The following is a 25,183-nucleotide window of genomic DNA, read 5'->3' as shown; positions in this document are numbered from 1 at the left end:
GCGTGCGGATCTTGGTCATCGAAGACGACGAAACGCTGCGATCGTCGGTGCACTCCTCCCTGCGCACCGCCGGATTCGCCGTCGACTCCGTCGGCGATCTCGGCCCGGCCGACGAGGCGCTGTTCGTCAACAGCTACGACTGCGTCGTCTTCGATCGGCTGCTGCCCGGCGGCGACGGGCTGGACTACGTCGAACGGAAGCGTGCCGAAAGCTGGGCGGTGCCCGTGCTTTTCCTCACCGCTCTCGGTGATCCCGACCAGCGGGTCGCCGGTCTGCGCCGCGGCGGCGACGACTACCTCGAGAAACCGTTCGTCATCGCCGAAATGGTGGCACGCGTGCGCAGTCTCTGCCGACGCGGCCGGGTGGCGCCACCACCGGTGCTGCGAGCGGGCGACCTCGAACTCGACACCGGACGCCACGAGGTCCGGCGTGGCGGAGTGCTCCTGAGCCTGACGCGCACCGAGTTCGCCGTGGTGCGACGCCTGCTGGAAAACGCCGGGGAGCCGGTGTCGCGCGCCGACCTCGTCAGCGCGGGCTGGGACGTGCATGCGGACCCGGCCTCGAACGTCCTGGACGTAGTGCTGTCCAGCCTGCGACGGAAACTGCTGAATCCTCCACTGATCACCACTGTGCCCAAAGCCGGCTACCGAATCGGCTGACCTCGCCCGAGCGAGCGGTGTCGAGATGGGTCCCGCACCCGCGCCGGATGGTGCTGCGGGAGGCAGGCGGCGCGGGCCGTACCCCCAGTGACCCGGCCCGCGCCCGGCATCGCGGCGATCCCCTGCGATCGCCGCGAACCCTCGCCACCAGACCATGGTGTGCCCGGGACCGGTCCCGGCGCATGGGTACCGGGACCCCATATTCCGGTGACGAGGGGTCGTCACTCTCCGGGCATCTTCGTGCGTGCGCTGAATGTGGGTGACGCACCCCCATGCGCGAGCACCGCCCGAACTGAAAGCATCACCGCCGTGACGCCCCAGCCATCGGCGACGTCCCTGCCGCTGAAGTGGTGGGTGCACGGCCAGACCCCGCGCGAACGGAAAACGGACAAGCCCGCATGGGCCGACTTCACCGAACGCGCCGTCACCACGCTTCCGCCGGAGCGCCCCCCAGTGGGTGACTGGCGTCTCGCGTTCGCCGGGGTCTTCAGGTCGTTCGTCGAGACCGCCTGCCGTGAAGCGGTTCCCCACGGCCTCGCCGACGCGGACGTCGACGCACTCCGCCGGGGCTTCGCGGCTCAGCTCGACCAGCATCTGTTCAAGCTCTCTGTCCGCACCCTGGTCCTCGAACTCCACCGCGCCCGCAAGGCCGGGACCCTCCGGGGCGAGACACCTGAGGAGCGCTTCGCGGACTTCGTACGGCAGCAATCCACTCCGGCCGGGCTCGTCCGGTTGTTCGGTGAATACCCGGTTCTGGCCAGGCTGATCGCGCAGGCCTGCCTCCACGCCGCCGAAGCCCATGCCGAGACGCTGACCCGCTTCTCCGCCGACGCCGCCGAACTGCCCTGCTCGGTCGCGGGCGGCGAACTCGGCACGCTCATCGAAGTCGCGGGCGGGATCGGCGACTCGCACGCGCGAGGACGTTCGGTCAAACTGCTCCGCTTCTCCAGCGGCTCCAAGGTGATCTACAAACCCCGCCCGTTGATCCTGCACGAACGCTTCACCGAGGTCGTCGAACAGCTCAACAAACGACTCCCCGGCCTCGAATTGCGGACCGCCGACGCCTTACCGCGCGAGGGCTACGGCTGGCTTCGGTTCGTCGAGCACCGGCCGTGCGCCGACCTCGCCGACGTCGACCGGTTCTACCGCCGCCAGGGCATCCTGCTGGCGCTCCTGCACGCGCTCGACGCCACCGATGTGCATTACGAAAACATCATCGCGAGCGGCGACCAGCCGGTGCTGATCGACATCGAGACGCTCTTCCAGCCCTCGCCCACCGTTCCGCCGGACGGCGACCCCGCGGCGGAGATGCTGGCGCGGTCGGTCCAGCGCACGTTGCTGCTCCCCCAGCTCTTCGCCGGGGAACACGGCGCCGTCGACATCTCCGGGCTGGCAGGCCGCGGCGGCAGGCTGCCCACCGACCAGGTCGAGTGGGCCGATCCCGGCACCGACCACATGCGGCTGGTCCGCGTGCCCGGCGAACTCGCGGGCGGGAACAACCTCCCGCGCCTCGACGGGCGCGACATCGCCCCGGCCGAGCACAGCGCGGCGTTGCTGGCCGGATTCCGGCTCGGCTACGACGCGATCTCCAGCGGGCGGGACGGGCTCGCCGAACATCTCCGGCGCTGCGCCGAGGACCCCATCCGGGTGCTCATCCGGCCAACGAACTTCTATTTCCGCCTGCTGGACGAGACCACCCACCCCGACCTCCTGCGCGACGCCGCCGACCGTGACCACGCGTTCGACCTGCTGGAAGAAGACTCGGCAGGCGAAGAGAAACTCCTCCGGCTCGTGCCGCACGAGCGGGCCGACCTCTGGGCGGGCGACGTCCCGATGTTCACCTCGAACCCCGGCTCGACATCGCTGCTGGATTCACGCGGCGACAGCGTGGAGGGCGTGGTAGACCGGCCGTCGCTGGACACCGTGCTCGCGAAGGTCGCGGACATGGACCCGCTCGACCAGCGCGACCAGGAATGGCTGATCTCGGCCACCCTCGCCATCAGCACGGCGACCGCCGGGCAGCACAGCGGCGGTGAAACCGTCGAAACGGCGGTGCCGAACCAGGCGCCCGACGCGGAACGGCTGCTGGTCGCCGCGTGCGGGATCGCCGATCACCTCGTCGCCAACGCCTTCTCCGACGAACGCCGCTCCAACTGGCTCGGGATCGAACTCGTCGACGACCGCTACTGGACCGTGCTGCCGATGGGCGCGGGTCTCGGCGAGGGTTACTGCGGGGTCGCCTTGTTCCTCGCCCAGCTCGCCGAGCTGACCGGGATCGCGCGCTACCGCGACCTGGCCACGTACGCGATCACGCCGCTTCCCGGCCTCTTCGCCACGCTCCGGGCCGACCGCGAGCTGGCCGCCACCGCCGGCTGCGGAGGACTGCTGGGGCTGGGCGGCGTCGCGTACACGATCGCCCGGCTCAGCACCCTGGTCGGCCTTCCCGCCGGCGACCTCATCGAGCAGGCTGTCGAACTGATGCCCGACGCCACCGCCGAGACGCCGTCCGGCTTCACGACGGGGCTCGCGGGCGGTGTCGCCTCGATGCGCTCGGTGTATGTCCAAACAGGACTGGAGACGGCGCTGGCGCGAGCGGACCGTTACACCGAGCGGCTACTCGACCGCGAACGTCCACAAGGGACGGGTTTCGCGCACGGTTCCGCCGGGATCGACTGGGTCCTGCGGGCACACGACCGGACCGGCGAAGAACCGCCCGGAAGGGCGGGCGACCGGGCGGAAAGCACCGGCGGCTGGTGCGAGGGCCTCGCGGGCGCCACTCTCGGTCTTGCCGCTCACCTGCCCGATCCCGCCAGTGCCCTGGAACTGGACCGGACCGTCAAAAGATTGTCCGACGGGGCACCCTTGCGGGATCTCAGCCTGTGCCACGGCGAATCCGGAGTCTTGGAAGTGTTGTGCGTGCTGGCGGAGAACGGGCACACTGGCGCAGCCGCAGCGGTACGGCGGCGGACCGGACATCTGTTCGCCGCCGTCGACCAGCGCGGTGCGCGCTGTGGGACCCCCGGCGCGATCCCCTCGCCAGGGCTGCTGAGTGGTCTGGCGGGCATCGGCTACGGGCTGCTGCGGCTGGGATTCGGCGACCGGGTCCCGTCCGCGCTGTTGCTCCGCCCCGACCGGCCGCATCCGGCGGCCACCATCGTTCCGACGGCAAACCGAGTATGAGGAGAAAACCCGAATGTACGAACGAGATCTGCCCGCCACCGAAGACGCCCTCGGCGCCGTGAACCTGCCGCGCGCCCTCGAGGTCGGCTCGCGCAACCACGCACTGGCGGGCAGCAAACCGCGGCTGAGCGCCAACCCGCTCGCCACTCTGTCGGGCGACCCCGGCTCGCCGTCCGTCGTCAGCCTCCTCTCCGGCGGCTGGATCTGAGAAGGTGTCACGAAGGCGGGCACGCGCCGCCCGCCTTCGTGATCAACTCTTCGCCGTAGCACGGGAATCCGCTCGCTATAGTCACGATGGTGGGGATCCGTTCGTCGCGGGTGATCGGCCGTGAGGCCGAACTGGCCGAGCTCTCCGGAGCTCTCGATCGCGCCATCGCCGGCCGTGGCGGCGCGATCTTTCTGGTGGGCGAAGGCGGGATCGGCAAGTCCCGGCTCGCCATCGAAGCGGCTTCGCGAGCGGTCGCCGCGAATATCCCGGTCCTCCAGGGCAGGGCCAGTTCGATCGGCCCGCTCGTCCCGTTCCGGCCGCTGACCCAGGCGCTGCTCTCGCACTTCCGCGGCGGCGGCCCGCCCGAGGTGGCGGAACTCGACCCGTTCATCCCGGTGCTCGCCCAGCTCGTCCCCGACTGGAGCCAAGGCGACCGGCCGCGGGAATCGGGCTCCCTGATGGTCCTCGCCGAAGCCGTGTTCCGGCTGCTGGCCGTCACCAGCCGCGACCGCGGCGCGCTCCTGGTCCTCGATGACCTCCAGGACGCCGACGCCGAAACGCTGTTCATCCTCGAATACCTCGTCGACAACCTGTCCGCGGCGCAAACCCTGTTCGTCGGCACGCTTCGCAACGAACCCTCCGACGCCCTCCACCTCGCGACCTCCGGTGCCCAGCGGATGACCTGCGCGATCCTCGAACTCGGCAGGCTCGGCCTCGCCGACACCCGCAAGCTCGCCGCGGCCTGTCTGGAGACCGAGCCGGGATATCTGCCTGCGCCGGCGGCCGAACTGTTGTGGCGCAACAGCGCCGGTCTGCCGTTCATCGTCGAGGAGCTGCTCCACGACATGGTGAACGACGGCCTGCTGGTCGAGAGCCGGGACGGCTGGCGTGTCATCGGCGAACTCCGTGCCCGCGTGCCCGCCGCGCTGGTCACCAGTATCGGCGTGCGGATGGAGCAACTCGGCGAGCAGGCGGGCGACCTGCTGTCGGTCGCCGCCATCATCGGCCGCCGTTTCCCGCTGTCGGTGGTGCAGACGGTCACCGGCACCAACGACCGGACCCTGCACAACCACCTCACCGCCGCGGTCTCGGCGAACCTCGTGACCACCGACGAGACGACGCCCGGCTGGTACGCCTTCCGTCATCCGCTGACCGCGGAAGCGCTCCTGGAGCGTCAGTCCCCGGCGCGGAAGGCGGCGCTAGCCCGTCAGGCCGCCGACGCGGTCGAGAAGCTGTATCCGGGACTGCCGGGTGATCTGTGCGCGCTCGTCGCGTCGCTCCGGTTGACCGCGTCGGACGAGCGAGCGGCGGGACGGCTGTTCGCCGAAACCGGTCGTCGCGCCCTCGACGCCGGTGCCGCCGACTCCGCGGTCACGATGCTCACCAAGGCCGTCGACCTGCTCGCCGGGGCCGACGCGGGAGATCGTGCCGAGGTGCTGGAGACGCTGCTGTACGCACTGGGACAAACCGGCCAGTTCGACCGCGCTGTCGAGCTTTCCGCCGGGTTCGGCGAGATCGGGACACTCGAACGAGCCGCCAAACTGCACACCCAGCTCGCGTGGGCCGCCTACATCGCCGGACGGCACGACGAATGCCTCGGCCAGATAGAACGTGCCCGCGCTCCCCTCGGTTCGGCGATCTCGCCAGCCCAGCAAGCCGCGCTCGACGCCGTCGAAGCGAACCTCTGGCTCGACGTCCCCGGCCGGGCCGGCACGGCGGAACGGCTCGCGCGCCAGGCGTGGAAGGTGGCCGAGGAGACCGCGCAACCGTTCGTCGTCTGCCAGGCCCTCCAGGTGCTCGGCATGCTCGCGCTGTCGAGGGACCTCACCGAATCCGAGCACTACATGCAACTCGCGCGGCGCACCGCCGAGGACAACCACCTGCACCACCTCCGCACCCAGGCGCTGGTCCGGCTCGGCGGGCATCGCGTGCTCATGACCGGCGACGAGCAAACCCTGCTGCTCGCCCGCGCCGACGCGCAACGGACCGGATCGATCACACTGCATTGCGCGGTCGATTCGGTGCGCACCATGCACGCGATCCTGCGCTGCGAGTTCGAGACCGCGCACGCGCTGCTGGAGGAGAACCTCGCCGTACTCGGCAGGCTCCGGCTGACCGCGCTGCTGCACTACGCGCATATGACCAGGGCGATGTCGGCCGGGCACCGGGCGGACCGCCCGGCGATGGAACAGGCGCTCGAGGACTTCCGGGAGAGCGGCGGCGAGAACGCGCAGGAGATGGTGCTGAGCATCGGGCTGGCGCGGGTCTTCTGCTCACTGCTCGAGGAGGACTCCGACCGGGCACGCCGGGAACTCGCGCAGGTGACCGAACTGGAGGACCGGCGGCCGAGCCGGTTCCACCTCGCCGGGCAACACGGGCTCAAGACGCTCGTCGACACCCTCGGTGGCGCCGCGTGCCCCGAAGACGGTGCCGCCGTGAGCGGGATGCGCTGGAACCGGCAGTTCGTCGAATTCGCGCACGCCGTCGAGCACGGCAGGCGCGGCGACGCGACCGAAGCCGAGCGAGCGGTGGCCGCCGCTCTGGAGACGTCGGCGCCCTATCCCTTGGCCCGGCACCTCGGCCTCCGGCTGATCGCCGAACCGGCCGCCGCCGACGGGTGGGGCGATCCGGCGGGCTGGCTCAAGCGGGCCGAAGAGTACTTCCACGGCCGGGACATCCAGGCGGTCGCTGCCTCCTGCCGGAGCCTGCTCCGCAAACTCGGCGCGCCCGTCCGGCAACGCCGGGCCGGTGTCGACCGCGTCCCCGGCGACCTGCGCGCGTCCGGCGTCACCGTGCGCGAGTACGAGGTGCTGGTGCTGCTCGCCGAGCGGATGGGCAACAAGGACATCGGCGCCCGGCTGCACATCTCCCCCAGGACGGTCGAAAAGCACGTCGCCAGCCTGCTCGCCAAGACCGGCCTCGCCGACCGTTCGGCCCTCGCCGAACACGCCGCCGGACCGCGACCTGGCATGCTGTGAGCCATGAGCGACCTCACCGTGTACGGCGCCGGCTGGTGCCCCGACGTGAAACGCAGCCGTGCCCTGCTGGACGCCAAGGGTGTCGAGTACGACTACATCGACGTCGAAGCGGACTCCGGCGCCGAAGAGACCGTGCGAGCACTGCAGAACGGTGAGCGGCGGATCCCGACCATCGTCTGGCCGGACGGCACCCACTTGGTCGAACCGAGCGACGACGAACTAACCGCGCACCTGAACCGATGACCTTGCCGGACGTCCCGGTCGGCACGAGGGTCGTCGTGCGCTACCGGATCGAAGGCGGGTTCACCGACGCGCTCGGCTACCTGCGCTCCCGCGACGACGCGGAATGCACCGTGGAGACCAAACGTGGTCTCGCGACGATCCGGCTGGCGGACATCGTGCTGGCGAAGACGGTTCCGCCTCCGCCGGCGCGGCGCCCTGCCTCCTCCATATAGCGAGTCGTCCATCCCGTCACGCGTGTCGTCCGTCCCGTCACACGTGTCGTCCCGCTGATCACGCGAACCCGCCACTCACGAGCGGGTCAGCTGAGCGGTTTGTCCAGCACGGCCTTCACATGGCTGAAGTTGTCGATCGAGTAGCGGCCGTGATACCGGCCCATCCCGCTCTCCCCCACCCCGCCGAACGGCAGGTCGGGCGCCGCGAGGTGGATGATCGCCGTGCCGAACACCAGTCCGCCCGACGACGTCTCCGCCTCGATCCGGCGCTTCGTCTCCTCCGACTCGGTGAAGGCGTACAACGCCAGCGGTTTGTCGCGTTCGTTGACGAACGCCAGTGCCGCGTCGACGTCGGGGACCTCGACGATCGGCAGGATCGGACCGAAGATCTCGTCCCGCATCACCGGGGCGTCCGGGGAGACACCGGTGAGCACGGTGGGCGCGATGTATTTCTCGTCGCGGTCCCCCTCGCCGCCGACGACCGCGATTCCGTTGTCCAGCAAGGCGGCGAGCCGGTCGTAGTGCCGGGTCGAAATGATCCGGCCGTAGGAGTCGCTGGTGGCCGGGTCCTCGCCGAACATCCCTTCGACCGCCTCGGCCAGGTGCTCCGCCAGCTTCGGACCGGTGCCACCGACCGCGAGGACGTAGTCGGGCGCGACGCAGGTCTGGCCCGCGTTGGCGAACTTGCCGTAGGCGAGCCGCTGCGCGGTCACGGCGAGATCCGCGCCCGGCTCGACGATCGCCGGGCTCTTCCCGCCCAGTTCGAGCGTGACCGGCGTGAGGTGCTTCGCCGCCGCGGTCATGACGATCCGGCCGACGGTCCCGTTCCCGGTGTAGAAGATGGTGTCGAACTTCTGCTCCAGCAACGCCGTCGTCTCGGGGATCGCCCCCTCGACGACGCGGACGCCTTCGACGTACTTCGGCAGGTGCTCGGTGATCGCGGCCGAGGTGTGCGGAGACAGCTCACTCGGCTTCACGACCGCGCAGTTGCCCGCCGCCAGCGCCCCGACCAGCGGTGCGAGCACCAGTTGCAGCGGGTAGTTCCAGGGCCCGATGATCAACGCCACGCCGAGCGGTTCGCGCACGACGCGGCCACTCCCCGGCCGCAGGGGCTGGGGGATGTCGGCGGGCTCCGGGGTCAGCCAGGAGTCCAGGTTCTCCAGCGTGTGGTCGATCTCGTTGCGCACGAGCGCGATCTCCGCGCGCTTGGCCTCGACGGCGTTCTTACGCAGGTCGGCGTACAGCGCCTTGAGGAACACGTCCTCCTGTTCGGACAGGAGCGTGCGCAACCCGATGAGCTGCGTCCGCCGCCAGGCCACCGGTTTGGTGACACCGGAACGGAAGAGTTCGCGCAGGTCATCGACTATGACTGACGCGTCGTTGCTGATCATGAAACGGAGCCTAACCGCTCACCGAGGCGATCGTCTGACGCGGCTACGTATAGGGCGTTATACGACCTTGTGGAGCCGTAGGCGTCTTGAAAGACCTCCTTCAGGACACCCCAGACACCTTCTCGCCCGCTCACTCACGCCTGCCTACCCGACCGCAAGTAGTCCTCTACTTGCGGTCGGGTAGCGGCGGGGCGTGGAGCCAATGTGGCATTGGGGACACTCAACGCCCCCAATGCCACATTGGGTTCACTCCACACCCTGCCGCAATCCCCGCGACCCGCCGCGCAACCCGCGTGAAGGCCCCCTTCACGCGGCTGAGCCGAGGGAAGGGGGCCTTCACGCGCTTCAATAGGCAGTCTCCAGCTACGGGTAACTGACCAGATTGCTCGGCGTCGTCCGCGGCGGGGTCACCGCTCCCGCGTCGTTGATCACGTGGGTGATGGTTCCCTTGTAGTTCAGCGACACCGTCACCAGGTTGTGGAACCGGACGCCGGAACGGTTCGGCACCTCGAACGCGTGGTACAGGTTCACCGCCGGGTTGTCGTTGAAGAAGCAGTAGCTGCCAAGTCCCCACGCCTCGTGTGTGGTCACGTTGTCCCCCACCTTGTAGGCGGCGTAGCCGTTGAGCCCGTTGGGACTCTTCCATCCGGCCTGATCGGGGACGTCGTACGGGATCTCGTTCTGGAAGAAGATCGTCCTGCCGTTCTGGCCGTTCCAGATCACCTGGTACTTCTGGTAGTGCTCGACGAACAGACCGGTCGCCAGCACGTTGTCGCCGTTGACGACCACGCCGGTGTCACCGGTGTTGATCGTCCAGCCGTACGTGCCCGCGTTGCCGTGGTCGGCTCGCCAGGCCCAGATGTGATCGATGATCGTGTCACGGCTGTTGACGATCAGGCTGTTCGTCGCCTTTCCCGCGAGCTGACCGCCGATCCGGAAGAACACGTCCTGCAACGTGGTCGGGTTGGCCGAGTGGTTCGCCGTCGAGCCCGCCTGGCCGACAGTGAGCAGCGACTGCGAGTTGGTCGTGCCGGCGTCGAACAGCAGGCCCTTGAGCCGCACACCGTCCACATCGGCGACCCGCATCGCGTCGACGCCGTTGTCGGGCACCAGTGTCGGGTAGCCGATGCCGAGGACGACGGTGTTGGCCTTGCTCACGTTCAGCGTCTGGTTCAGGTGGTAGACGCCGGGCGTGAAGAACAGGTTGCAGCCCTGGGAGAGCGCGGTGTTGATCGACGACGCCGTGTCCCCCGCCTTCACGACGTGGAACTGGCTCATCGGCAGCGAACTGCCCGGGGTGCTGCCACTGGCCCAGCTCGGCCCGGAAGCGTTGGTGCGCAAGGAAGGCAGAAAAACCCGGTACTTGCCGGAGCCGTCGAGGTAGAGATATGGGACGTCGCGGGACACCGGTGTGGTGCCGAGCGTCGTTTCCGGCGGGTTCGGGAACGTGTTGGCCGGGGCACCGTTCGTGCCGGAGAACACCATGTTCCAGACGCCGCCTTCCCAGCTGCCGTAGCCGCTGTCGCGGGTGTACCACTGCTGCTGCGAGATCGACGCGGTCTTACCGGAAACCTTGCTGTCGGCCGTGTATCCGCCACTGGCGAAGCCATAGCTGGCCGGGAAGAGGTTCAGGCCACCGCGGATGTCCATCCGCCGGAACGGAGCGGCCTGCGCGACGGCCCACCGGGTCGCGCCGCTGCTCGGGACGACGGCGAGGTTTTCCGCCGAGCGCCAGAAATTCTGCAGCGCCACCCCCTTGTCGGACTCGTTGAAGGCGTCGACGGTCACATCACCGTTGATCACGACGTCGCCCGGGTTCTGCCCGAGACCGGCGACGGAGGTGTAGTAGCCGACGTCGTCGTGGATCCCGCTGTAGACACCGGGTTTGAACAGATGCGCGTACCTGCGTTCGGTGAACTGCGCGGTCAGGGTGTCCTTCTGCTGGTTGAAGTCCGCGTCCAGCCGGGTCTGGATCGACTGCGCCGACATGCCGGGGTCGAAGATCCGCACGTTGGGGCCGAAGTTCGGGACGTCGGCCTGTACCGGACAGGTCGCCTGTGTCGTTCCGATGGTGTAGCTCGCCGATGCCACCGGGGAACTGGCCGAGCCCGACTTCAGCGCGATCGCGGAAACCGTGGCGGAGGCCGAGACCGTGATCGGCCCGGTGTACACAGTGGACGACGCGGTCGGCGTGAAACCGTCCACCGTGTACCGGATGGTCGCGCCCGCGGTCGCGGTCGACAACACGACCGAGCGGGCACTCGGGTAGCTACCGCCGGGCGGGTCGAACGTCGGCGCGGCGACGGTCGTGCCGCTACCACCGTGCGTGTAACCGAAGTGCGGGGTGTCGTACTGCGGCCCGCTCTTCTCGTAGGTGAACCAGTAGTCGAGCACCGTGCCGGTGGCGAGCGAACCGACGGTGTGCCGCCATGTGCCGCCGCTGTCGGCCATGCGGACGTTCTGCTGCCCCACGCCCGGAACGCCGGTGTAGTGGAGGTCGACGTACCGCGCGGTTGTCGCCGGTGTGAAGGAGAACTGCGCCTGGCTCGCGTTCAAGGACGCGGCGGTCTGGCTGTAGTCGGCGGCCGCGGCGGCGGTGGCACCGACGAGACCGGCGGCGATCAGAAGCGCGGAAAGACCGAGGGCGAGTACGCCCCGGACCCCTTTCCGTCGTTGGGGCTGCACAAGGATTCGGTTCACGTCGTGACACCTCCGGCGTTGGAAATCCACGGGCGAAGCAATTCGTTGCGCGCCACAACAAAGTAACCGTCCGTGCGATATGTCCAGATCACGCTTCGGTAACAGTGATGGTCCAAACCACTGACTGACCCGGACGGATCCACCGGATACGACCGTCCTGCCGCCCGGATACCCCCGTTCGGCCTCTTCAGGCGTCCGGGACGACGTACAGCGTCGAAGCTTCCCCACCGTGCATCGCACTCAAACTGGTCCGGCACGCCAGCAGCACTTCGCGGTTCGCGGCCGTGTCCGGCGGGACGCCGCAGCCGTCACAGGAGAGTTCAACCGATCCCGGGGCGGTCTCGTCGACCTCGACGACGACCGTGCGATCGCACCGGCGGCACCAGCGGTGCCCGGTCACGATCACGATGTGCATCGGATCGGAGATGCACTGATGCACCCAGCAGCGGTGCACGTAGCAGGTGGTCCGGACGTGCGCGCTCAGTCCGTGCTCCTCCGCCACGTCTTCGGCGGCGAGGATCGCGGCCAGCCGTCGATCGACGATCTCGCCGTACCGGTCCCGCCTTCGTGGTGGAGGTGCGGAGTCCGCCGGGGCGAGCAGTCTGAGATGAGCCCGGGAGGGTGGCGAAGTACGTAGCACCATGGGTCTCGACCTTTCGGCGTCCACGGGAAGTCATATCAGGTCACGCCGGTTTTCGCCGGAGTGACACCCGACCGGGCGACAAGGAGACCCGGGAGACCGCGTTTGTACGGACCTTGTATTCACGCTGCTCATGCTGGCCGGAAAACGGGCGAGTTCGTTCAGGAGGCAGGAATTGTTGACCAAGGTAGCCGTGCTCGCGACAGCGACCGCGCTCTCTTTCGGCGTGGCCGCACCGGCCAGCGCCGAGGTGACCGCGGCCGCGTTGCCCGCGGCCAGCATGGAAGCGGTGCTCAAGGCCGCGCAGATCGACCCGCGCCGGGCTGACAGCGCCTTGACGCCGGGCGCGAAGGACAGCGTGCAGCTGGTCGAGCAGGCGCTGGCCGCCAAGGGACTGCTCGACCAGCAATACGTCGACGGCCACTTCGGCACGTCGACGATCACGGCGTACTCCAGCTATCAGAAGTCGTTGGGGTACACCGGGCTCGACGCCTCCGGCCTGCCGGGCAAGACGTCACTCGAGAAGCTGGGCGACGGCCGGTACACCGTCACCGCGACGGTCTCGGCGGGTAGCCGCCTGACCTACCACGGCAAGACGATGAACACCCGCACCAAGGCGATGCTGGTGAAGGCGGAAGGGCTGCTCGGCAGGCAGCTCACCATCACGCAGGGCTCGTACAACCCCGGCGGCGTCGGCGCTTCGGCCGGGACGCACGACGGTGGCGGCGCACTCGACATCGGCGTCGAGGGGATGTCCTCGGCCACGCGGACCGACGTCGCGAGGAAGCTGCGTCAGGTGGGCTTCGCGGCTTGGATCCGGACTCCGGCCCAGGGTTTCGCCTACCACATCCACGCGATCGCACTGTCCGATCCGGACCTGTCGTCCGGCGCGCAGCACCAGGCCGGTGACTACTACCTCGGCTACAACGGCCTCGCCGGCCGGGGTTCCGACGACGGCCCCGCCGTCTCGCCGAAGCTCACCTGGGAGGAGTACCAGCGCGCGTGACCCGCTTCCCGGAGGCCACCTTCCGCCGAAATCGATCATCGGCGGAAGGTGGCCTTCGGGCTGTCCGGGAAGCCCCGGGTAGGCTTCGGCGCGACGGCAAAACCAGCGGGAAGGGAACATCGCGTGGAGGCTCAACCGGTCGGTCAGTGGCTCGACGAGCTGGCTTCGAAGGCCTCGACGCCCGGTGGTGGCGCGGCGGCCGCGATGAACGCCGCCGTGGGTGCCGCACTGGTCTCCATGGTGTGCAACCTGACCATCGGCAAGCCAAAATACGCCGAACACGAAGCGACGATGACCGAAGCACTGGCCAAGGCCGAAGACCTCCGCGGTCGCGCGCTCGGTCTCGCCGCCGACGACGCCGCCGCGTTCGACGCGGTGGTCTCCGCGTACAAGCTCCCGAAGGCCACCGACGAGGAGAAACAGGCCCGCAGCGCCGCGATCCAGGCCGCGCTGGTCGGTGCCGCCGACGTCCCGCTGCGTACGGCCGCCCTCGCCGCCGAAGTCATCGACGTGGCCGCCTCGATCCTCGAAGGCGCCAACACCAACGTCATCTCCGACATCGCGGTCGCCGCCTCCTCCGCCAAGTCCGCGCTCGAATCGGCCGTGGTCAATGTCGAGGTCAACCTCGCGTCGATGTCCGACGAGCAGCTGCGCAAGGACACCGAGGCCCGCCTCGCCGAGCACACCCCCGCCGCCGGGCGCGCCGACGCGCTCGTCGCCGAGGTTCGCGAGAGGATCGCCCGATGACGCTGATCGACGGGCGCGCGATCGCCGCCGCCATCACCGCCGAAGTCACCGAGACCGCCGCCAAGCTGCGTGAATCGGGCACCGCCCCGACACTGGCCGTGCTCGTGCCGACCGACGACGACGCCATCGCCTGGTACGTACGCTCGATCGAGCGTGCCGCGAAGAAGGTCGGCGTCGACTGCCGGGTGGTCCAGCTGGAGAAGCCGACCGGCGAGGACGTCACCCGCGAACTCGACAAGCTGTCCGCGGACCAGTCGGTCCACGGCATCATCTGCCAGACCCCGCTGCCCGAAGGCGTGACGCTGGACGATGTCGGCGCGCACATCGACCCGCACAAGGACGTCGATGGCGCGAACCCGGTCAGCCTCGGCCGCCTCACCGCGGGCCTCCCGACCTACGCGCCCGCCACCGCCGCCGCGGTGCTGGAGATCCTGAAGCGCGAGCAGGTCGCCCTGTCCGGCGCCCAGGTCGCCGTCGTGGGCCGCTCGACCGTGGTCGGGAAGCCCGCCGCGCTGCTGCTGCTCGGCGAGAACGCGACAGTGACCGTCTGCCACTCCCGCACCAAGGACCTCGCCGCGGTCACCAAGACCGCGGACGTCCTGGTCGTGGCGGTCGGCCGCGCGCACTTCGTCGGCGCGGACCACGTCAAACCCGGCGCCGTGGTGATCGACGTCGGCACCAACCCGACGGCCGAAGGCGGGCTCGTCGGCGACGTCGACCAGGCCGCGGTCGAGGAGATCGCGGGCTCGATCACGCCGGTCCCCGGTGGCGTCGGCCCGGTCACGACGTCGCTGCTGCTGCGGCACACCGTCACCGCCGCGCAGGCCTGATCCCGGCGCCGACGACGGCGGCCACCGTCTTCCGCACCTGCTCCGCCTCCGGGGCGGCGCCGGTGCGATCGGCAAACAGCAGATGCGTCGCGCCGATGAGCGTCGCCGCGAGCGTGTCGACGTCGGCGTCTTCGGCGATCCTGCCCTTTTCGCGTTCCGCTGTGAGGTAGCCGGCGATCATCACGGCGGCCTGCGTTAGCACCGGGACCCCGGCAGGCCACTCGCGGCGCAACCGGGCGCGCAGTTCGTCGCGGAAGATCACGAGCGGGACGATCGCGACCGCGACCGACTCGAACACCGCCGTGAGCGCCTCCGCCAGGTTATCCACGACCGTTCCGGTACCGACGGCCTTGCGAAGGCTCTCTTCGTCCAGCTTCTCGATGCGGTCCAGCACGAACTCGGCGAGGAACGCGTCGAAATCGTCGAAATGCCGGTGCAGCACGCCTTTCGCGCAGTCTGCCTCCGTGGTCACGGCACGGCTGGTGAGCCCGCTCGGCCCGTCCCGCAGCAGGACCCGTTCAGCGGCGTCGAACAACTGCGCGCGCACGGCGCGAAGAGCTACCCCGGTCGGCATACGGCTCCCTTGCGTTGACGAGTGGGCAAGTGCCCACTTAAGGTGGGCGCATGCCCACTCTACCTTCGGGGCGGGAGCCTCACCGGTATCGGCAGGCCGCGGAATCCTTCGGTGTGGACGTCGAACGCTACGACCGCACCCGGCCCGCCTATCCCCCGGAACTCATCGACCACCTCATCACCGCCGCACCGGGCCGCGAAGTCCTCGACGTCGGTATCGGTACCGGGATCGAAGCGCGCCAGTTCCAGGCGGTGGGCTGTCAGGTCCTCGGCGTCGAACCGGACCCGCGGATGGCCGAGTTCGCCCGCCGGAGCGGGATCGACGTCGAGGTCGCGACGTTCGAAACCTGGGCTCCGGCCGGCCGCCGGTTCGATCTGCTCGTCTCCGGCCAGGCATGGCACTGGGTCGACCCGGTCGCGGGCGCCGCCAAAGCCGCCGAAGTACTGCGGTCCGGCGGACTTTTCGCCGCGTTCTGGCATGTGCCCGAACCGCCGAAGGAGGTCACGGACGCCTTGACGGACGCGTACCGGCGGCTCGTGCCGGACGCCCCGATCGACCTCCAAAGTGTGCCGAAACAACCCACGGACCCGTACGGCCCGATCCTCACGGCGGCCGCCGACGGTCTGCGCGAGGCAGGCGGATTCGGCGCGCCCGAGCGAAGCCGCCACGACTGGGAACGGGTTTACACCCGCGACGAATGGCTGGACCAGCTTCCGACGTTCGGCTCGCTCACCTGGGTCGAACTCGCTCCGCGGAAGAAAATCCTCGCCGAGGTCGGCGCGGCGATCGACGGGATGGGCGGCCGGTTCACCAGCCGTTACGCCACCGTCGCGATCACCGCGGTCCGGGACTGACGGCCGGTGGCGGGAGCCGCGCCGCTCTCGCCACCGGCGTCCGTCAGGGAGTGACGGGGATGTTGGTCAGCCCGTTCACCGCCCTCGACACGGTGTTGGACGCGTAGACGACGTTGGGTCGTTCCGAGCACTTCGACGTCGACGTGATCTTGATGGCGTACTGACCGACGCCACCGAGATCGGACTTGTTGCCCCGCCAGACGTTGCCGCAGCCGTTCGGGAACGCCGGGGTGGTGCCGGGATTGTGCGTCTCGTAGCCGTTCACGAACGTCCCTGGCGAGGCGAAGGTGCCGGTGTTGTCCTCGATGACATACCCGAATCCCTTGACGTCGACCCAGGAATCGGCCGAGTTCTCCCCGGAAAGCCCTTGGCCGTCGAAGGTGTTGCCCCGGATGACGCCGCCCTCGGTGCCTTCCTTGACGTCGACGCCTTCCGCGGCGACGTACGGTCCGATGTGGTTGCCGATCACCTGGATCCGGTCACTGCGGTCGACCCCGCCGGAGTTCCCGTGACAAGCCCAGTTCGAGTTCGCCGAACCGAGGTAGACGCCCTCACCGTAACCCGCCTGCACGAGTCCGGTGTGGCTGATCGTCGAGTCGCGGATGACGCTGTCGGCCGACGAACGCCGGAAGTGCACGGCCTCCTCGTCGATCCGGTGCACCCGCACGCCGTCGATCACGGTGTGGTGCGAGTTGTCGGCCACGATCCCCTTCTTCGACTCCTGCACGGTGAAACCCCTGAGGTGCCAATAAGGCGCACCGTAGAGCCAGAGTCCGTACCCGGAATCCCAGCCCGCCGTGGGCGCCGGGCAAGAAGGCGCCTCACCCGACGGGCCGTCGTTGATCAGGACCGCCGTCGACGGCCCGGTCATCGTGATCGGCGCGCCGGCCGTCCCGGGTTTCGTGGCCACGAAAGAACCCCGGTAGGTCCCGGCGGCCAGGCGGATGGTCTGGCCTGGGCTCGCCGCGGCCAACGCCGCCTGTAGTTGCGCCGCGGTGGCCACGTCGACCACGTCTCCCGAGGGGACGCTTGTGGTCGTCGGTGGCCGGCTCGTGGTCGTGCTGGTCGGCGGAGACGTCGTGGTGGGCGGCGCCGTTCCCCCGCACGGGTTGCCGTTGACCGTGCATCCCGTCGGCACGCCCAGTCCGGTGGTGTTGAAGCCGAAAGTCGCCGACCCGCCGGGTTTGATCGTGCCGTTGAAACCGGCGTTGGTGACCTTGTAGTGCTGCCCGGTCCTGGTGAGCACCGAACTCCACGACGTCGTGATCGTGGTTCCGGGAGGCAGGTCGAACTCGATCGTCCACTGTGTGCTGTTCGCGTCCCCGGAGTTGGCCAGCGTGTACTTGCCGCCGTACCCGCTGTCCCAGACCGAACCCCGGACGAACGTGGCGGACAGGCTGGGCGCGGCCGCCTCCGCGGTGACGACGGCGCCGAACAGGCCCGCCGCCGACGCCGTGGCCGCGATCGCGGCGAGCAGTCGTTTCCTCGTCATTCCGTGCCTCCGCATTGCGTTCCGGCGATCGAGCATGCGACAGGGAGTCCCTGACCGGCGGTGTTGAACAGCCCGCGTCCCGGCCACAGCCAGCCGCCCTTGCCCGCCCCCGAGGTCATCCCGTCCTCGTCCCAGTCGGAGCCGTCCTGGGTGAGGGTGTCGTACAGCGTGTTCGCGTCGGGCTTGTAGACGAACTTCGTCGCGTCCTTACCCGCGCCGCGCAGGATCAGGTAGTCGGCGTCGACGTGGATCTCGTGGGTGACGTCGAACCGCCCGGCGGGGAAGGTGATCGTGCTCAGCTTCGGGTAACTCCCGGAGGGCGAGCAGGCGCTCTTGATCCCGTCGATCGCCGCCTGGATCCCGTTCGTGTCATCGGCACCGTCGTCGGGCTTGACGTCGTACTGGCTCGCCAGTTCCGCCGCGGTGACCTGGCAGGTGGCGTTCGGATTCACTTCACCGGAACCAGGCAGCGCGGAGCCACCCCGGTACCCGGCCTTGGACCAGTCGTAGAGCCCCGCGACCGGCGCGCGGCGATTGGCCGCGCCGACGTCGAGGCCGGTCAGCGCACCGGGACCCGGTGCCGCGCCCGCCGGCTCGGACGGTACCTGAAAGAGTGCGGCGGTGGCGACCACGGCGGCGACCACCGATAGGACGGCACGGCGAAGAGGACTTTTTCGGGACACCCGAAACCTCCGTGACGGACTGACGGAAGGTGTTGCGGCGTGTACACCCGGACCCCGTCTTTATAGTTCACGCCCCTGTCACCCGTCAACGGATGTGAACCATGTCCATGTATGTGAACTGCTATCGCCCGGCGCGGCCAAGTCCTTCACGGACCCGGAACACCCTCTCCCACCAGTCGCAAAGGGTGGGACGTGAAGGGCGCCTTACCGCGGCGCACGACAGTGCACCCAATGCGGCATTGGGGGCCTTGAGCGCCTCCGATGCGACATTGGGTGCACTCTTCCCTGCCTCAGCCGCAGCTAAGGCCGAACCGACTCAGCCGTCCCCGGTGCGGAAGCGGTCGAGCACCCGCCGCTCCCGCTTGGTCGGGCGTCCCGCGCCGCGTTCCCGTCGCGCGACCGGCACGGCGGACTCGGGCGGCGGCGCGGGCGTCCTGTCGATGAAGCAGGTCGCGGCATCGACGGCGCCGACGCGTTTCTGGATCACCCGCGTCACTTCCAAGATCCGCGTGGTGTCGTTGACCCTGGCCCGCACCTCGTCGCCCGCCACGACCGTGGTCGCGGGTTTGGCGGGTTTGCCGTTCACGCGGACATGGCCGCCACGGCACGCCGCGGCGGCGTCCGGCCGCGTTTTGGTCAGCCGGACGGCCCACAGCCAGCGATCAACTCGAGTGGACTCCACAGCCGTACATAGTGGCCCATCCACGCTCGCGATGCCCACCCACCTGGCCCGAGCTCGCGGAAAAGAATCCACGCCATTATTGCCACCCGTCCGGGCGATAGGTATAACTTGTTCTAAATCACTCAACGGTGAGGACGACCACATGAGCGAAGAAACCATGCAGAACAGTACATCAAGACGATTATCCCGCCGCGTTTTCATCGCAGGAACTGGTTCTATCTTGGGCGCCGCGGCGCTGGGCGGGACCGCATTCGCCTCTTCAGGGAACAAGCCGTCCGGGAGCACCTCGATCGCCGACGCCGCACGAGTCCCGGCGCTCGTCGTCGGTTCCGGTTACGGCGGCTGCGTCGCCGCGCTCCGGCTCGCTGAAGCGGGTGTCGACGTCCACCTCGTCGAACTCGGCATGGCCTGGGACACCCCGGGCACGGACGGCAAGATCTTCGCCAACACCACCACCCCCGACTACCGGTCCTTCTGGCTGCGGACGAGGACCAAACAGCCGCTGAGCAACTTCCTCGGCTTCCCACTGGACAAGGAGGTCCCGCGTCACACCGGGATCCTCGACGCCGAGGAGTTCAGCGGCATCACCGTCTACCAGGGCCGCGGCGTCGGCGGTGGCTCGCTGGTCAACGGCGGGATGGCCGTCACCCCGAAGCGTGAGAACTTCGGCTCGGTGCTGCCGACGGTCGACGCCGACGAGATGTACGGCGTCTACTACCCGCGCGCCAACGCGGGCCTCGGCGTCGCCACCATCGACCCGGACTGGTTCGAGACGGCCGACTGCTACCAGTACGCGCGGGTCGGCCGGAAACACGCGCAGCGATCGGGTTTCCCCTTCCTGTTCGTCCCGGACGTGTACGACTGGGACTACATGAAGAAGGAGCAGGCGGGCACGGTTCCGAGGTCCGCGCTGGCGGGCGAGATACTCTACGGGAACAACGCGGGCAAGAAGTCGTTGCAGCAGACCTATCTTCCGCGGATCAAGGCGACGGGACGCGTGACCATCTCGCCCCTGCACCGCGTCACCACGGTCACCCCCGCCTCCGGCGGCGGCTACACCGTGGTCCTGGAACAGCTCGACACCAGCGGCGCGGTCACCGCGATCAAATCCGTGACCGCGGACAAGGTCTTCTTCGCCGCGGGCAGTGTCGGCACGAGCAAGCTGCTGGTCAAGCTCAAGGCCACCGGAGCGCTGCCGAACCTCAGTAACGAGGTCGGAAGGGGCTGGGGCGACAACGGAAACGTCATGTGCGGCCGGGCCAACCACATGTGGGACGCCACCGGCGCACTGCAATCGTCCATTCCCACCGCCGGCATCGACAACTGGGCGGCGGGCGGCGCGTTCGCCGAGGTCGCGCCGCTGCCGACCGGTATCGAAACCTACGCCTCGTTCTACCTGTCCATCACCAAGAACCCCAACCGGGCGGCGTTCTCCTGGAACGCGGCCGCGAACAAGGTCGACCTCAACTGGCAGACCGCCTGGAAACAGCCGTCGATCGACATGGCGAAGACGATCTTCGACAAGATCAACGCCAAGGAGGGGACGATCTACCGGACCGACCTCTTCGGCGTGTACAAGATCTGGGGCGACCATCTCACCTACCACCCGCTCGGTGGCGCGGTGCTGGGCAAGGCGACCGACAACTACGGCAGGCTCCACGGCCACCCGGGGCTTTACGTGATCGACGGCTCGCTGATTCCGGGTAATACTTCGGTCAACCCGTTCGTCACCATTACCGCGCTGGCGGAAAGGAACATCGAAAAGATCGTCGCCACCGATTTGTGACGACGATCTTTCGAGGGCCGGGGTGGCTGCCCCGGCCCTTTCTCATATCTTCGGCAGCACGCAGACCGTGTCGATTCCCAGAACGTGGTTCAGCCGCCCGAAAGCGAGCCAGGAACCGATGCTCATGCTCAGTTCCACGATTTCCTTCTGGCTGTAGTGCTCGCCCATCCGCTTCCAGAATTCGTCGTCGATCCCGTGGTGGTCGAGCGCGTAGCGTTCGGCGTACTCGGCGGCCAGCCGAGTACGCTCGTCGAACACGTCGGTGGTGCGCCACTCGGTGACGGCGTCGGCGAACCCCTCCTCGACCTTCTCGCCGTCGCGATCGGTCCGCCAGTCCAGGCAGAAGACGCAGCCGTTGATCTGCGCGATCCGCAACCGGGCCGCCTCGAACTCACGGAGCCCGAGCGTCGTGTGCGAGTAGACCGCGAGCGAAAGTTTCGACGCCGCGACGCCGATGCCGGGCACCATCTCACCCCATACGTAGCCGATCGGGTCCTTGCCCTCGGGGATGTCGATGTTCATCGCGCGCTCCTTCCGAGCTTGCCGGTGGCCGGTCGCAACGGGACGTCGAGTGCGTCGTAGAGACCGGGTTCGGCGTCCACGAGCCAGTCGATGGCGCCGACCAGCCTGCCGACCGCGGTCGCGTTGCCGCCGGCGGACCGGTTCTCACCCTCGTCGATGGCCTCGATCGAGACCTCGATCCTGGGGCGGCCTTCGATGATCACCCGGTGCGCGCCGTCGCCGCTGGGCGGTTTCGGCCAGTCCGGGGCGCACGAGGCGTGGATGCGAGTGACGTGCTCGATGACGATGCGCGGCTCGCCGTCCACGATCCCCTGCACTTCGAAGCGGACGGCGCCCTGCGTGCCCGCCTCGAACTCGCCCATCGCCCGCGTGGTCACGGTTTCCTCGAGCGGACGGCGGTCGAGCGTCTCGCGGATCTCGTCGAGGTCGACGCCGAGACCGCGGGCGATCAGCCGCACCTGCCCGCCCCACACCATCGTCGGGACCGACGGGGCCAGCATCGGCGGCTGACAGTCCATCGGCTGCCCCATTCCGACCAGGTAGCGGACGGAATCCGGCTGGTCGTAAGTGGAGTAGTCGAAGATCTCCTGGCAGCGGACCGCGTCCACGGTGGTGCCGAGCCCGCTGATCAGCAACGGCAGGACGTCGTTGCCCCAGCCGGGATCGACGCCGGAAACGAACAGGGAACCACCGCCATCGGCGATCGCGGCGAGCACGGGTTCCCGCAGTTCTTCGGGCGCGTTGCGCTGGTCGTACAGCGCGTAGAGCGCGGGTGTCACCACCACCGCCCCGGCCCGGATCGCGCGGACGATGTCGGCCAGCGCTTCGGCGGGACGGATGTCACCGGACGCCGCGTACACCACCGCCCGCGGACCCGCCGCCAAAACCGCTTCGATGTCATCGGTCGCCGCCACACCCAGTTCACCGTCGCCACCGGCGAGCACGGCCGCGTCGCGGCCCACTTTCGCGGGATCGTGCACGAGCACACCGGTGAGTTCCAGCGCCGGATGCGCGTCGACGGCCCGGATGGAGGCGCGGCCGATGTTGCCTGTACCCCAGACAACGGTGGGAATCATGAAGTCGAGGTTAACCGAATACCGGACCGGTTCCCAGTACCGAAACAATCACGAAAGCCGCAGGTCAGAACGCCTTACTCGGCTTCATTCCAGTGGGCAACGAAAGCGTTCCGGTACGCGGAACGGACACCGTTCCCTTCGCTGAACGGCAATACCGGTTCGGCCGTTCGCCGACCGTTGTGTAGTGTGCGCTCTCGTGACGAGCCCCGAGTCGGACAGAACTTCGCCGCCGGTCATCCGGCGGCGAGTCGTCGTGTCCGGCCGGTAAGGGCCGGCTCTCTCTCGCTTCCCGGTGACCGGAGCGCTGTTCCGTGCGCCCGGCCGGGTTTCCTCCTGCCCCGCGTACGGCTTCTCCTGCTCACCTTCTGCTTGGGAGTCGTCCGTTGCCCCTGTTCGTCTATGTCCTCGGCCTTGCCGTCTTCGCGCAAGGCACCTCCGAATTCATGGCCTCCGGGCTCGTGCCCGGGATCGCCGGTGACCTGTCGGTCCCGGTGGGCGCCGCCGCCACGCTGACGTCGGCGTACGCCGTCGGGATGATCGTCGGCGCTCCTGCCATGGCCGTGCTCAGCGCACGCTGGCCTCGCCGCCGGGCGCTGGCCGGGTTCCTGGCCGCCTTCGTCGTGGTGCACGTGGTCGGCGCGCTGACGACGAGTTTTCCGGTGCTGTTCGGCACCCGGATCGTCGCGGCCGTCGTCAACGCCGGATTCCTCGCCGTCGCCATGCCCGTCGCGGCCGCCTTGGCACCACGGGGAAAGCGGGCACGCGCGACCGCGATCCTGCTGGCGGGCATCACGCTTTCGTGTGTCGCCGGTGTGCCCGCAGGAGCCGTACTGGGTGATCTCGCGGGCTGGCGCTCGGCGTTCTGGGCGGTCGCCGCGTTGTGCCTGCCCGCACTGGTTCTCGTGTTCCGTTCGGCGCCCGCCGACACCCCGCATCCGCACGAAATCTCGGTCAAACGCGAAGCGGGCGAACTGAAAACACGTCCGGTACGGCACGCGATGATCCTGGCGGCCTTGGTCAACGGCGCGACCTTCGCGACGTTCGCGTTCCTCGCGGTCATCGCGACGGACGTCGCCGGTCTTCCCACCGCGGCGGTTTCCGGATTGCTGGCGGCGTTCGGGGCCGGCGCGTTCATCGGGGTCACCGTGGCGGGCCGCGCGGGCGACGGTGGGCTCCGGCGCGGCCTGATCGTGGCGTTGTGCTCATTGCCCGTCGGCTGGGTGGTGCTGGCGGCGGCCAGCGCGCACCCGGTCGCCTTGTTCGTCGTGACCACCATCCAAGGTGGACTGTCGTTCGGGTGCGGCTCGGCGCTCGTGGCCAGGATCATGCACGTGGCACCCGGCGCGCCGACGCTGAGTGGTTCGTTCGCGACCGTCGCGCTCAACGTGGGCGCGTTCCTCGGCCCGGTACTCGCCGGTCTGGTCACGGAGTCGACCGGCGACTACCGGTACGCCATCTGGACCAGCGCGGCGATCGCCGTCGTGGCGCTCACGCGGGTGCCGAGTCGCTCCTGAACCGCGCGTGAAGCAGGAAGCGGCGTTCGCGATGGAATGCAGGAGGGACAGCCGGTTCAACCGGACGGTTTCGAACGCCCACCGCGTCAACGGACCAGGGTCGCAACACCAGCCTGTCGTCCACGATCAGGCACGGCTGCTTGACGGCCCGGAAGGTACCGGGCTCGATGAGCAGAGGTACCGGCCCATCATGGCGCATCCGCGCCGCCGACCTGGGTAACATCGGCCGGACCATGGAGATGATCACTGTCCCGGCGGGCGAGGTAACGCTTTCGGACCGGCGGACGCGACAAAGCTGGACCGTGGACGTCGCGTCCTTCTTGCTCGCGCCTGTCCCGGTCATCGGCGAGACCGGCAGGCTTCCCCTCATCGAGGTCTCGTGGCTCGATGCCCTTCGGTTCTGCAACACGCTGTCCGAACGCGAGGGGCTGGCCCCGGCGTACCGGCTGGATTCCTTGGCGTGGGACCGGTCCGCGAACGGCTACCGCCTGCCGTCCGAGGCGGAATGGGAGCACGCCTGCCGCGCCGGAACGACCGGCCCTCGCTACGGGCCGCTCGAGGACATCGCCTGGTACCGGGAGAACTCGGCGGAATCGGTGCACGACGTCGGCGGGAAGGCGCCCAACGCGTGGGGCCTGCACGACATGCTGGGCAATGTCTGGGAGTGGTGCTGGGACGTCTACGACGCCGAGGTCTACGGCGAGTACCGGGTCCTGCGGGGCGGCGGATGGTTCGACGAACACTGGAGCTGCCGGGCCTCGGTGCGGCGCCGCAGCCACCCGACCTTCCGCGTCGACGACGTCGGCTTCCGCCTCGCCCGGTCACTGTGACCCCGCCCGCGGCCCACGACGATCACACGATTGAATGGCGCCACGGACACCCGACCGGGTGTCGGACCCTGGAGGACACCGTGACCGGAACCGCTCCCCGAGACGTCGAACGCGTCTATTCCACCGCCGACGTCGTCGCGAAACTGCGCCGTCTCGCCGACGCTCTCGAGTCCGAGACCTCGTTCCGCATCCAGATTGCCGGGGAACGGTTCCGCGTCCCCGCCCGCGCGCAGTTCTCGATCGAGCACGAGCGGGGCGACGGCGAGGAAGAGGTCGAGTTCCAGCTGAAGTGGAAGATCGAGGAAGCCGACTCCGACGACGACTCCGAAGGCACCGTCGTCTGATCTTCCGTCCACACAGGACCTGCCAGGGCGGG

Annotated in this window: 23 protein-coding genes; 14 read left to right on the top strand and 9 right to left on the bottom strand. The window is 68.9% G+C overall.

Annotation, left to right across the window (positions count from 1 at the left end):
- The first annotated feature begins 2 nt into the window (after positions 1-2).
- The 6 genes from BS329_RS37505 (at position 3) to BS329_RS37480 (ending at position 7,480) form a co-directional block, all read left to right on the top strand.
- Positions 3-659, top strand: coding sequence for a response regulator transcription factor (locus BS329_RS37505; RefSeq protein ID WP_076167890.1), 657 nt, complete (start codon positions 3-5; stop codon positions 657-659).
- Positions 660-968: 309 nt separating this feature from the next.
- Positions 969-3,839 (top strand): type 2 lanthipeptide synthetase LanM family protein, encoded by a 2,871-nt coding sequence (locus BS329_RS37500; protein WP_076167802.1) that lies wholly within the window; start codon positions 969-971, stop codon positions 3,837-3,839.
- A 13-nt stretch (positions 3,840-3,852) separates the two neighbouring features.
- Positions 3,853-4,047 (top strand): hypothetical protein, encoded by a 195-nt coding sequence (locus BS329_RS37495; protein WP_076167800.1) that lies wholly within the window; start codon positions 3,853-3,855, stop codon positions 4,045-4,047.
- An 89-nt stretch (positions 4,048-4,136) separates the two neighbouring features.
- A complete protein-coding gene (locus tag BS329_RS37490) occupies positions 4,137-7,025 on the top strand; it encodes an ATP-binding protein (RefSeq protein WP_084750740.1) in 2,889 nt (962 codons plus the stop codon).
- A gap of 3 nt (positions 7,026-7,028) precedes the next feature.
- Positions 7,029-7,268: a glutaredoxin family protein gene (locus BS329_RS37485; protein ID WP_037311823.1), complete on the top strand. Its 240-nt coding sequence runs from the start codon at positions 7,029-7,031 to the stop codon at positions 7,266-7,268.
- Positions 7,265-7,480: a putative acetyltransferase gene (locus BS329_RS37480; protein ID WP_076167796.1), complete on the top strand. Its 216-nt coding sequence runs from the start codon at positions 7,265-7,267 to the stop codon at positions 7,478-7,480. The genes BS329_RS37485 and BS329_RS37480 overlap by 4 nt, the downstream gene beginning before the upstream one ends.
- A gap of 86 nt (positions 7,481-7,566) precedes the next feature.
- Here BS329_RS37480 and BS329_RS37475 read toward each other — a convergent pair whose 3' ends face one another.
- The 3 genes from BS329_RS37475 to BS329_RS37465 all read right to left on the bottom strand — a co-directional run bounded on the left by BS329_RS37475 (position 7,567) and on the right by BS329_RS37465 (position 12,214).
- The gene (locus tag BS329_RS37475; protein WP_076167795.1) at positions 7,567-8,871 is read right to left on the bottom strand and encodes an aldehyde dehydrogenase family protein; all 1,305 of its coding nucleotides are present in this window, start codon (positions 8,869-8,871) and stop codon (positions 7,567-7,569) included.
- A 363-nt stretch (positions 8,872-9,234) separates the two neighbouring features.
- On the bottom strand, positions 9,235-11,571 hold the full coding sequence (locus tag BS329_RS37470; RefSeq protein WP_076167794.1) for a chitobiase/beta-hexosaminidase C-terminal domain-containing protein: 2,337 nt from the start codon (positions 11,569-11,571) through the stop codon (positions 9,235-9,237).
- 187 nt (positions 11,572-11,758) lie between these two features.
- Positions 11,759-12,214: a hypothetical protein gene (locus BS329_RS37465; protein ID WP_076167792.1), complete on the bottom strand. Its 456-nt coding sequence runs from the start codon at positions 12,212-12,214 to the stop codon at positions 11,759-11,761.
- Between the two features lie 172 nt (positions 12,215-12,386).
- On the opposite strand from BS329_RS37465, the gene BS329_RS37460 reads away from it, so the two are divergent.
- The 3 genes from BS329_RS37460 (at position 12,387) to BS329_RS37450 (ending at position 14,794) form a co-directional block, all read left to right on the top strand.
- A complete protein-coding gene (locus BS329_RS37460; protein ID WP_076167889.1) occupies positions 12,387-13,217 on the top strand; it encodes a peptidoglycan-binding domain-containing protein in 831 nt (276 codons plus the stop codon).
- A gap of 123 nt (positions 13,218-13,340) precedes the next feature.
- On the top strand, positions 13,341-13,964 hold the full coding sequence (locus tag BS329_RS37455; RefSeq protein ID WP_076167790.1) for a cyclodeaminase/cyclohydrolase family protein: 624 nt from the start codon (positions 13,341-13,343) through the stop codon (positions 13,962-13,964).
- Positions 13,961-14,794 carry a bifunctional 5,10-methylenetetrahydrofolate dehydrogenase/5,10-methenyltetrahydrofolate cyclohydrolase gene (locus tag BS329_RS37450; protein ID WP_076167788.1) on the top strand — a complete coding sequence of 278 codons (834 nt, stop codon included), beginning with the start codon at positions 13,961-13,963 and terminating at the stop codon, positions 14,792-14,794. The genes BS329_RS37455 and BS329_RS37450 overlap by 4 nt, the downstream gene beginning before the upstream one ends.
- On the opposite strand, the gene BS329_RS37445 is transcribed toward BS329_RS37450, so the two are convergent.
- Positions 14,775-15,368, bottom strand: coding sequence for a TetR/AcrR family transcriptional regulator (locus BS329_RS37445; protein ID WP_076167787.1), 594 nt, complete (start codon positions 15,366-15,368; stop codon positions 14,775-14,777). The two genes, BS329_RS37450 and BS329_RS37445, sit on opposite strands and share 20 nt — an antisense overlap.
- Positions 15,369-15,481: 113 nt before the next feature.
- On the opposite strand from BS329_RS37445, the gene BS329_RS37440 reads away from it, so the two are divergent.
- A complete protein-coding gene (locus tag BS329_RS37440) occupies positions 15,482-16,222 on the top strand; it encodes a class I SAM-dependent methyltransferase (protein WP_076167785.1) in 741 nt (246 codons plus the stop codon).
- 43 nt (positions 16,223-16,265) lie between these two features.
- Here BS329_RS37440 and BS329_RS37435 read toward each other — a convergent pair whose 3' ends face one another.
- The 3 genes from BS329_RS37435 to BS329_RS37425 form a co-directional block, all read right to left on the bottom strand.
- A complete protein-coding gene (locus tag BS329_RS37435; protein ID WP_084750720.1) occupies positions 16,266-17,714 on the bottom strand; it encodes a cellulose binding domain-containing protein in 1,449 nt (482 codons plus the stop codon).
- Entirely contained in the window at positions 17,711-18,358 is a 648-nt protein-coding gene (locus tag BS329_RS37430; RefSeq protein WP_244197448.1) for a glycosyl hydrolase family 28-related protein, read from the bottom strand. Before BS329_RS37430 ends, BS329_RS37435 begins: the two co-directional genes overlap by 4 nt.
- A gap of 355 nt (positions 18,359-18,713) precedes the next feature.
- Positions 18,714-19,079: an RNA-binding S4 domain-containing protein gene (locus BS329_RS37425; protein ID WP_076167782.1), complete on the bottom strand. Its 366-nt coding sequence runs from the start codon at positions 19,077-19,079 to the stop codon at positions 18,714-18,716.
- Between the two features lie 220 nt (positions 19,080-19,299).
- Between BS329_RS37425 and BS329_RS37420 the strand changes: the two genes are divergently transcribed.
- The gene (locus BS329_RS37420) at positions 19,300-20,865 is read left to right on the top strand and encodes a GMC oxidoreductase (protein ID WP_076167780.1); all 1,566 of its coding nucleotides are present in this window, start codon (positions 19,300-19,302) and stop codon (positions 20,863-20,865) included.
- A 42-nt stretch (positions 20,866-20,907) separates the two neighbouring features.
- Here the strand turns inward: BS329_RS37420 and BS329_RS37415 are convergent, their stop codons facing one another.
- Complete coding sequence (locus tag BS329_RS37415; protein WP_076167778.1) at positions 20,908-21,387, bottom strand: carboxymuconolactone decarboxylase family protein; 480 nt, start codon at positions 21,385-21,387, stop codon at positions 20,908-20,910.
- The gene (locus tag BS329_RS37410) at positions 21,384-22,463 is read right to left on the bottom strand and encodes an NAD(P)H-dependent amine dehydrogenase family protein (RefSeq protein ID WP_076167776.1); all 1,080 of its coding nucleotides are present in this window, start codon (positions 22,461-22,463) and stop codon (positions 21,384-21,386) included. Before BS329_RS37410 ends, BS329_RS37415 begins: the two co-directional genes overlap by 4 nt.
- A 383-nt stretch (positions 22,464-22,846) precedes the next feature.
- Here BS329_RS37410 and BS329_RS37405 point away from each other — a divergent pair, with 383 nt between their 5' ends.
- The 3 genes from BS329_RS37405 to BS329_RS37395 all read left to right on the top strand — a co-directional run bounded on the left by BS329_RS37405 (position 22,847) and on the right by BS329_RS37395 (position 25,151).
- Positions 22,847-23,977, top strand: a complete 1,131-nt coding sequence (locus BS329_RS37405; protein ID WP_076167775.1) for a Cmx/CmrA family chloramphenicol efflux MFS transporter — start codon at positions 22,847-22,849, stop codon at positions 23,975-23,977.
- A gap of 233 nt (positions 23,978-24,210) precedes the next feature.
- Positions 24,211-24,807, top strand: coding sequence for a formylglycine-generating enzyme family protein (locus tag BS329_RS37400; protein WP_076167773.1), 597 nt, complete (start codon positions 24,211-24,213; stop codon positions 24,805-24,807).
- An 80-nt stretch (positions 24,808-24,887) separates the two neighbouring features.
- A complete protein-coding gene (locus BS329_RS37395) occupies positions 24,888-25,151 on the top strand; it encodes an amphi-Trp domain-containing protein (RefSeq protein WP_076167887.1) in 264 nt (87 codons plus the stop codon).
- Positions 25,152-25,183: the final 32 nt, after the last annotated feature.

Origin of the sequence: Amycolatopsis coloradensis (assembly GCF_001953865.1) — a bacterium.
Lineage (GTDB): Bacteria > Actinomycetota > Actinomycetes > Mycobacteriales > Pseudonocardiaceae > Amycolatopsis > Amycolatopsis coloradensis.
This window is presented reverse-complemented; position numbering and strand designations above follow the sequence as displayed.

What these genes read in the sequence shown, in the direction of transcription:
- BS329_RS37495 (WP_076167800.1), top strand. Translation starts at nt 3,853, where the DNA reads ATGTACGAACGAGATCTGCCCGCCACCGAAGACGCCCTCGGCGCCGTG.
- BS329_RS37485 (WP_037311823.1), top strand. Translation starts at nt 7,029, where the DNA reads ATGAGCGACCTCACCGTGTACGGCGCCGGCTGGTGCCCCGACGTGAAA.
- BS329_RS37480 (WP_076167796.1), top strand. Translation starts at nt 7,265, where the DNA reads ATGACCTTGCCGGACGTCCCGGTCGGCACGAGGGTCGTCGTGCGCTAC.
- BS329_RS37475 (WP_076167795.1), bottom strand. Translation starts at nt 8,871, where the DNA reads ATGATCAGCAACGACGCGTCAGTCATAGTCGATGACCTGCGCGAACTC.
- BS329_RS37465 (WP_076167792.1), bottom strand. Translation starts at nt 12,214, where the DNA reads ATGGTGCTACGTACTTCGCCACCCTCCCGGGCTCATCTCAGACTGCTC.
- BS329_RS37450 (WP_076167788.1), top strand. Translation starts at nt 13,961, where the DNA reads ATGACGCTGATCGACGGGCGCGCGATCGCCGCCGCCATCACCGCCGAA.
- BS329_RS37445 (WP_076167787.1), bottom strand. Translation starts at nt 15,368, where the DNA reads ATGCCGACCGGGGTAGCTCTTCGCGCCGTGCGCGCGCAGTTGTTCGAC.
- BS329_RS37435 (WP_084750720.1), bottom strand. Translation starts at nt 17,714, where the DNA reads ATGACGAGGAAACGACTGCTCGCCGCGATCGCGGCCACGGCGTCGGCG.
- BS329_RS37415 (WP_076167778.1), bottom strand. Translation starts at nt 21,387, where the DNA reads ATGAACATCGACATCCCCGAGGGCAAGGACCCGATCGGCTACGTATGG.
- BS329_RS37410 (WP_076167776.1), bottom strand. Translation starts at nt 22,463, where the DNA reads ATGATTCCCACCGTTGTCTGGGGTACAGGCAACATCGGCCGCGCCTCC.
- BS329_RS37400 (WP_076167773.1), top strand. Translation starts at nt 24,211, where the DNA reads ATGGAGATGATCACTGTCCCGGCGGGCGAGGTAACGCTTTCGGACCGG.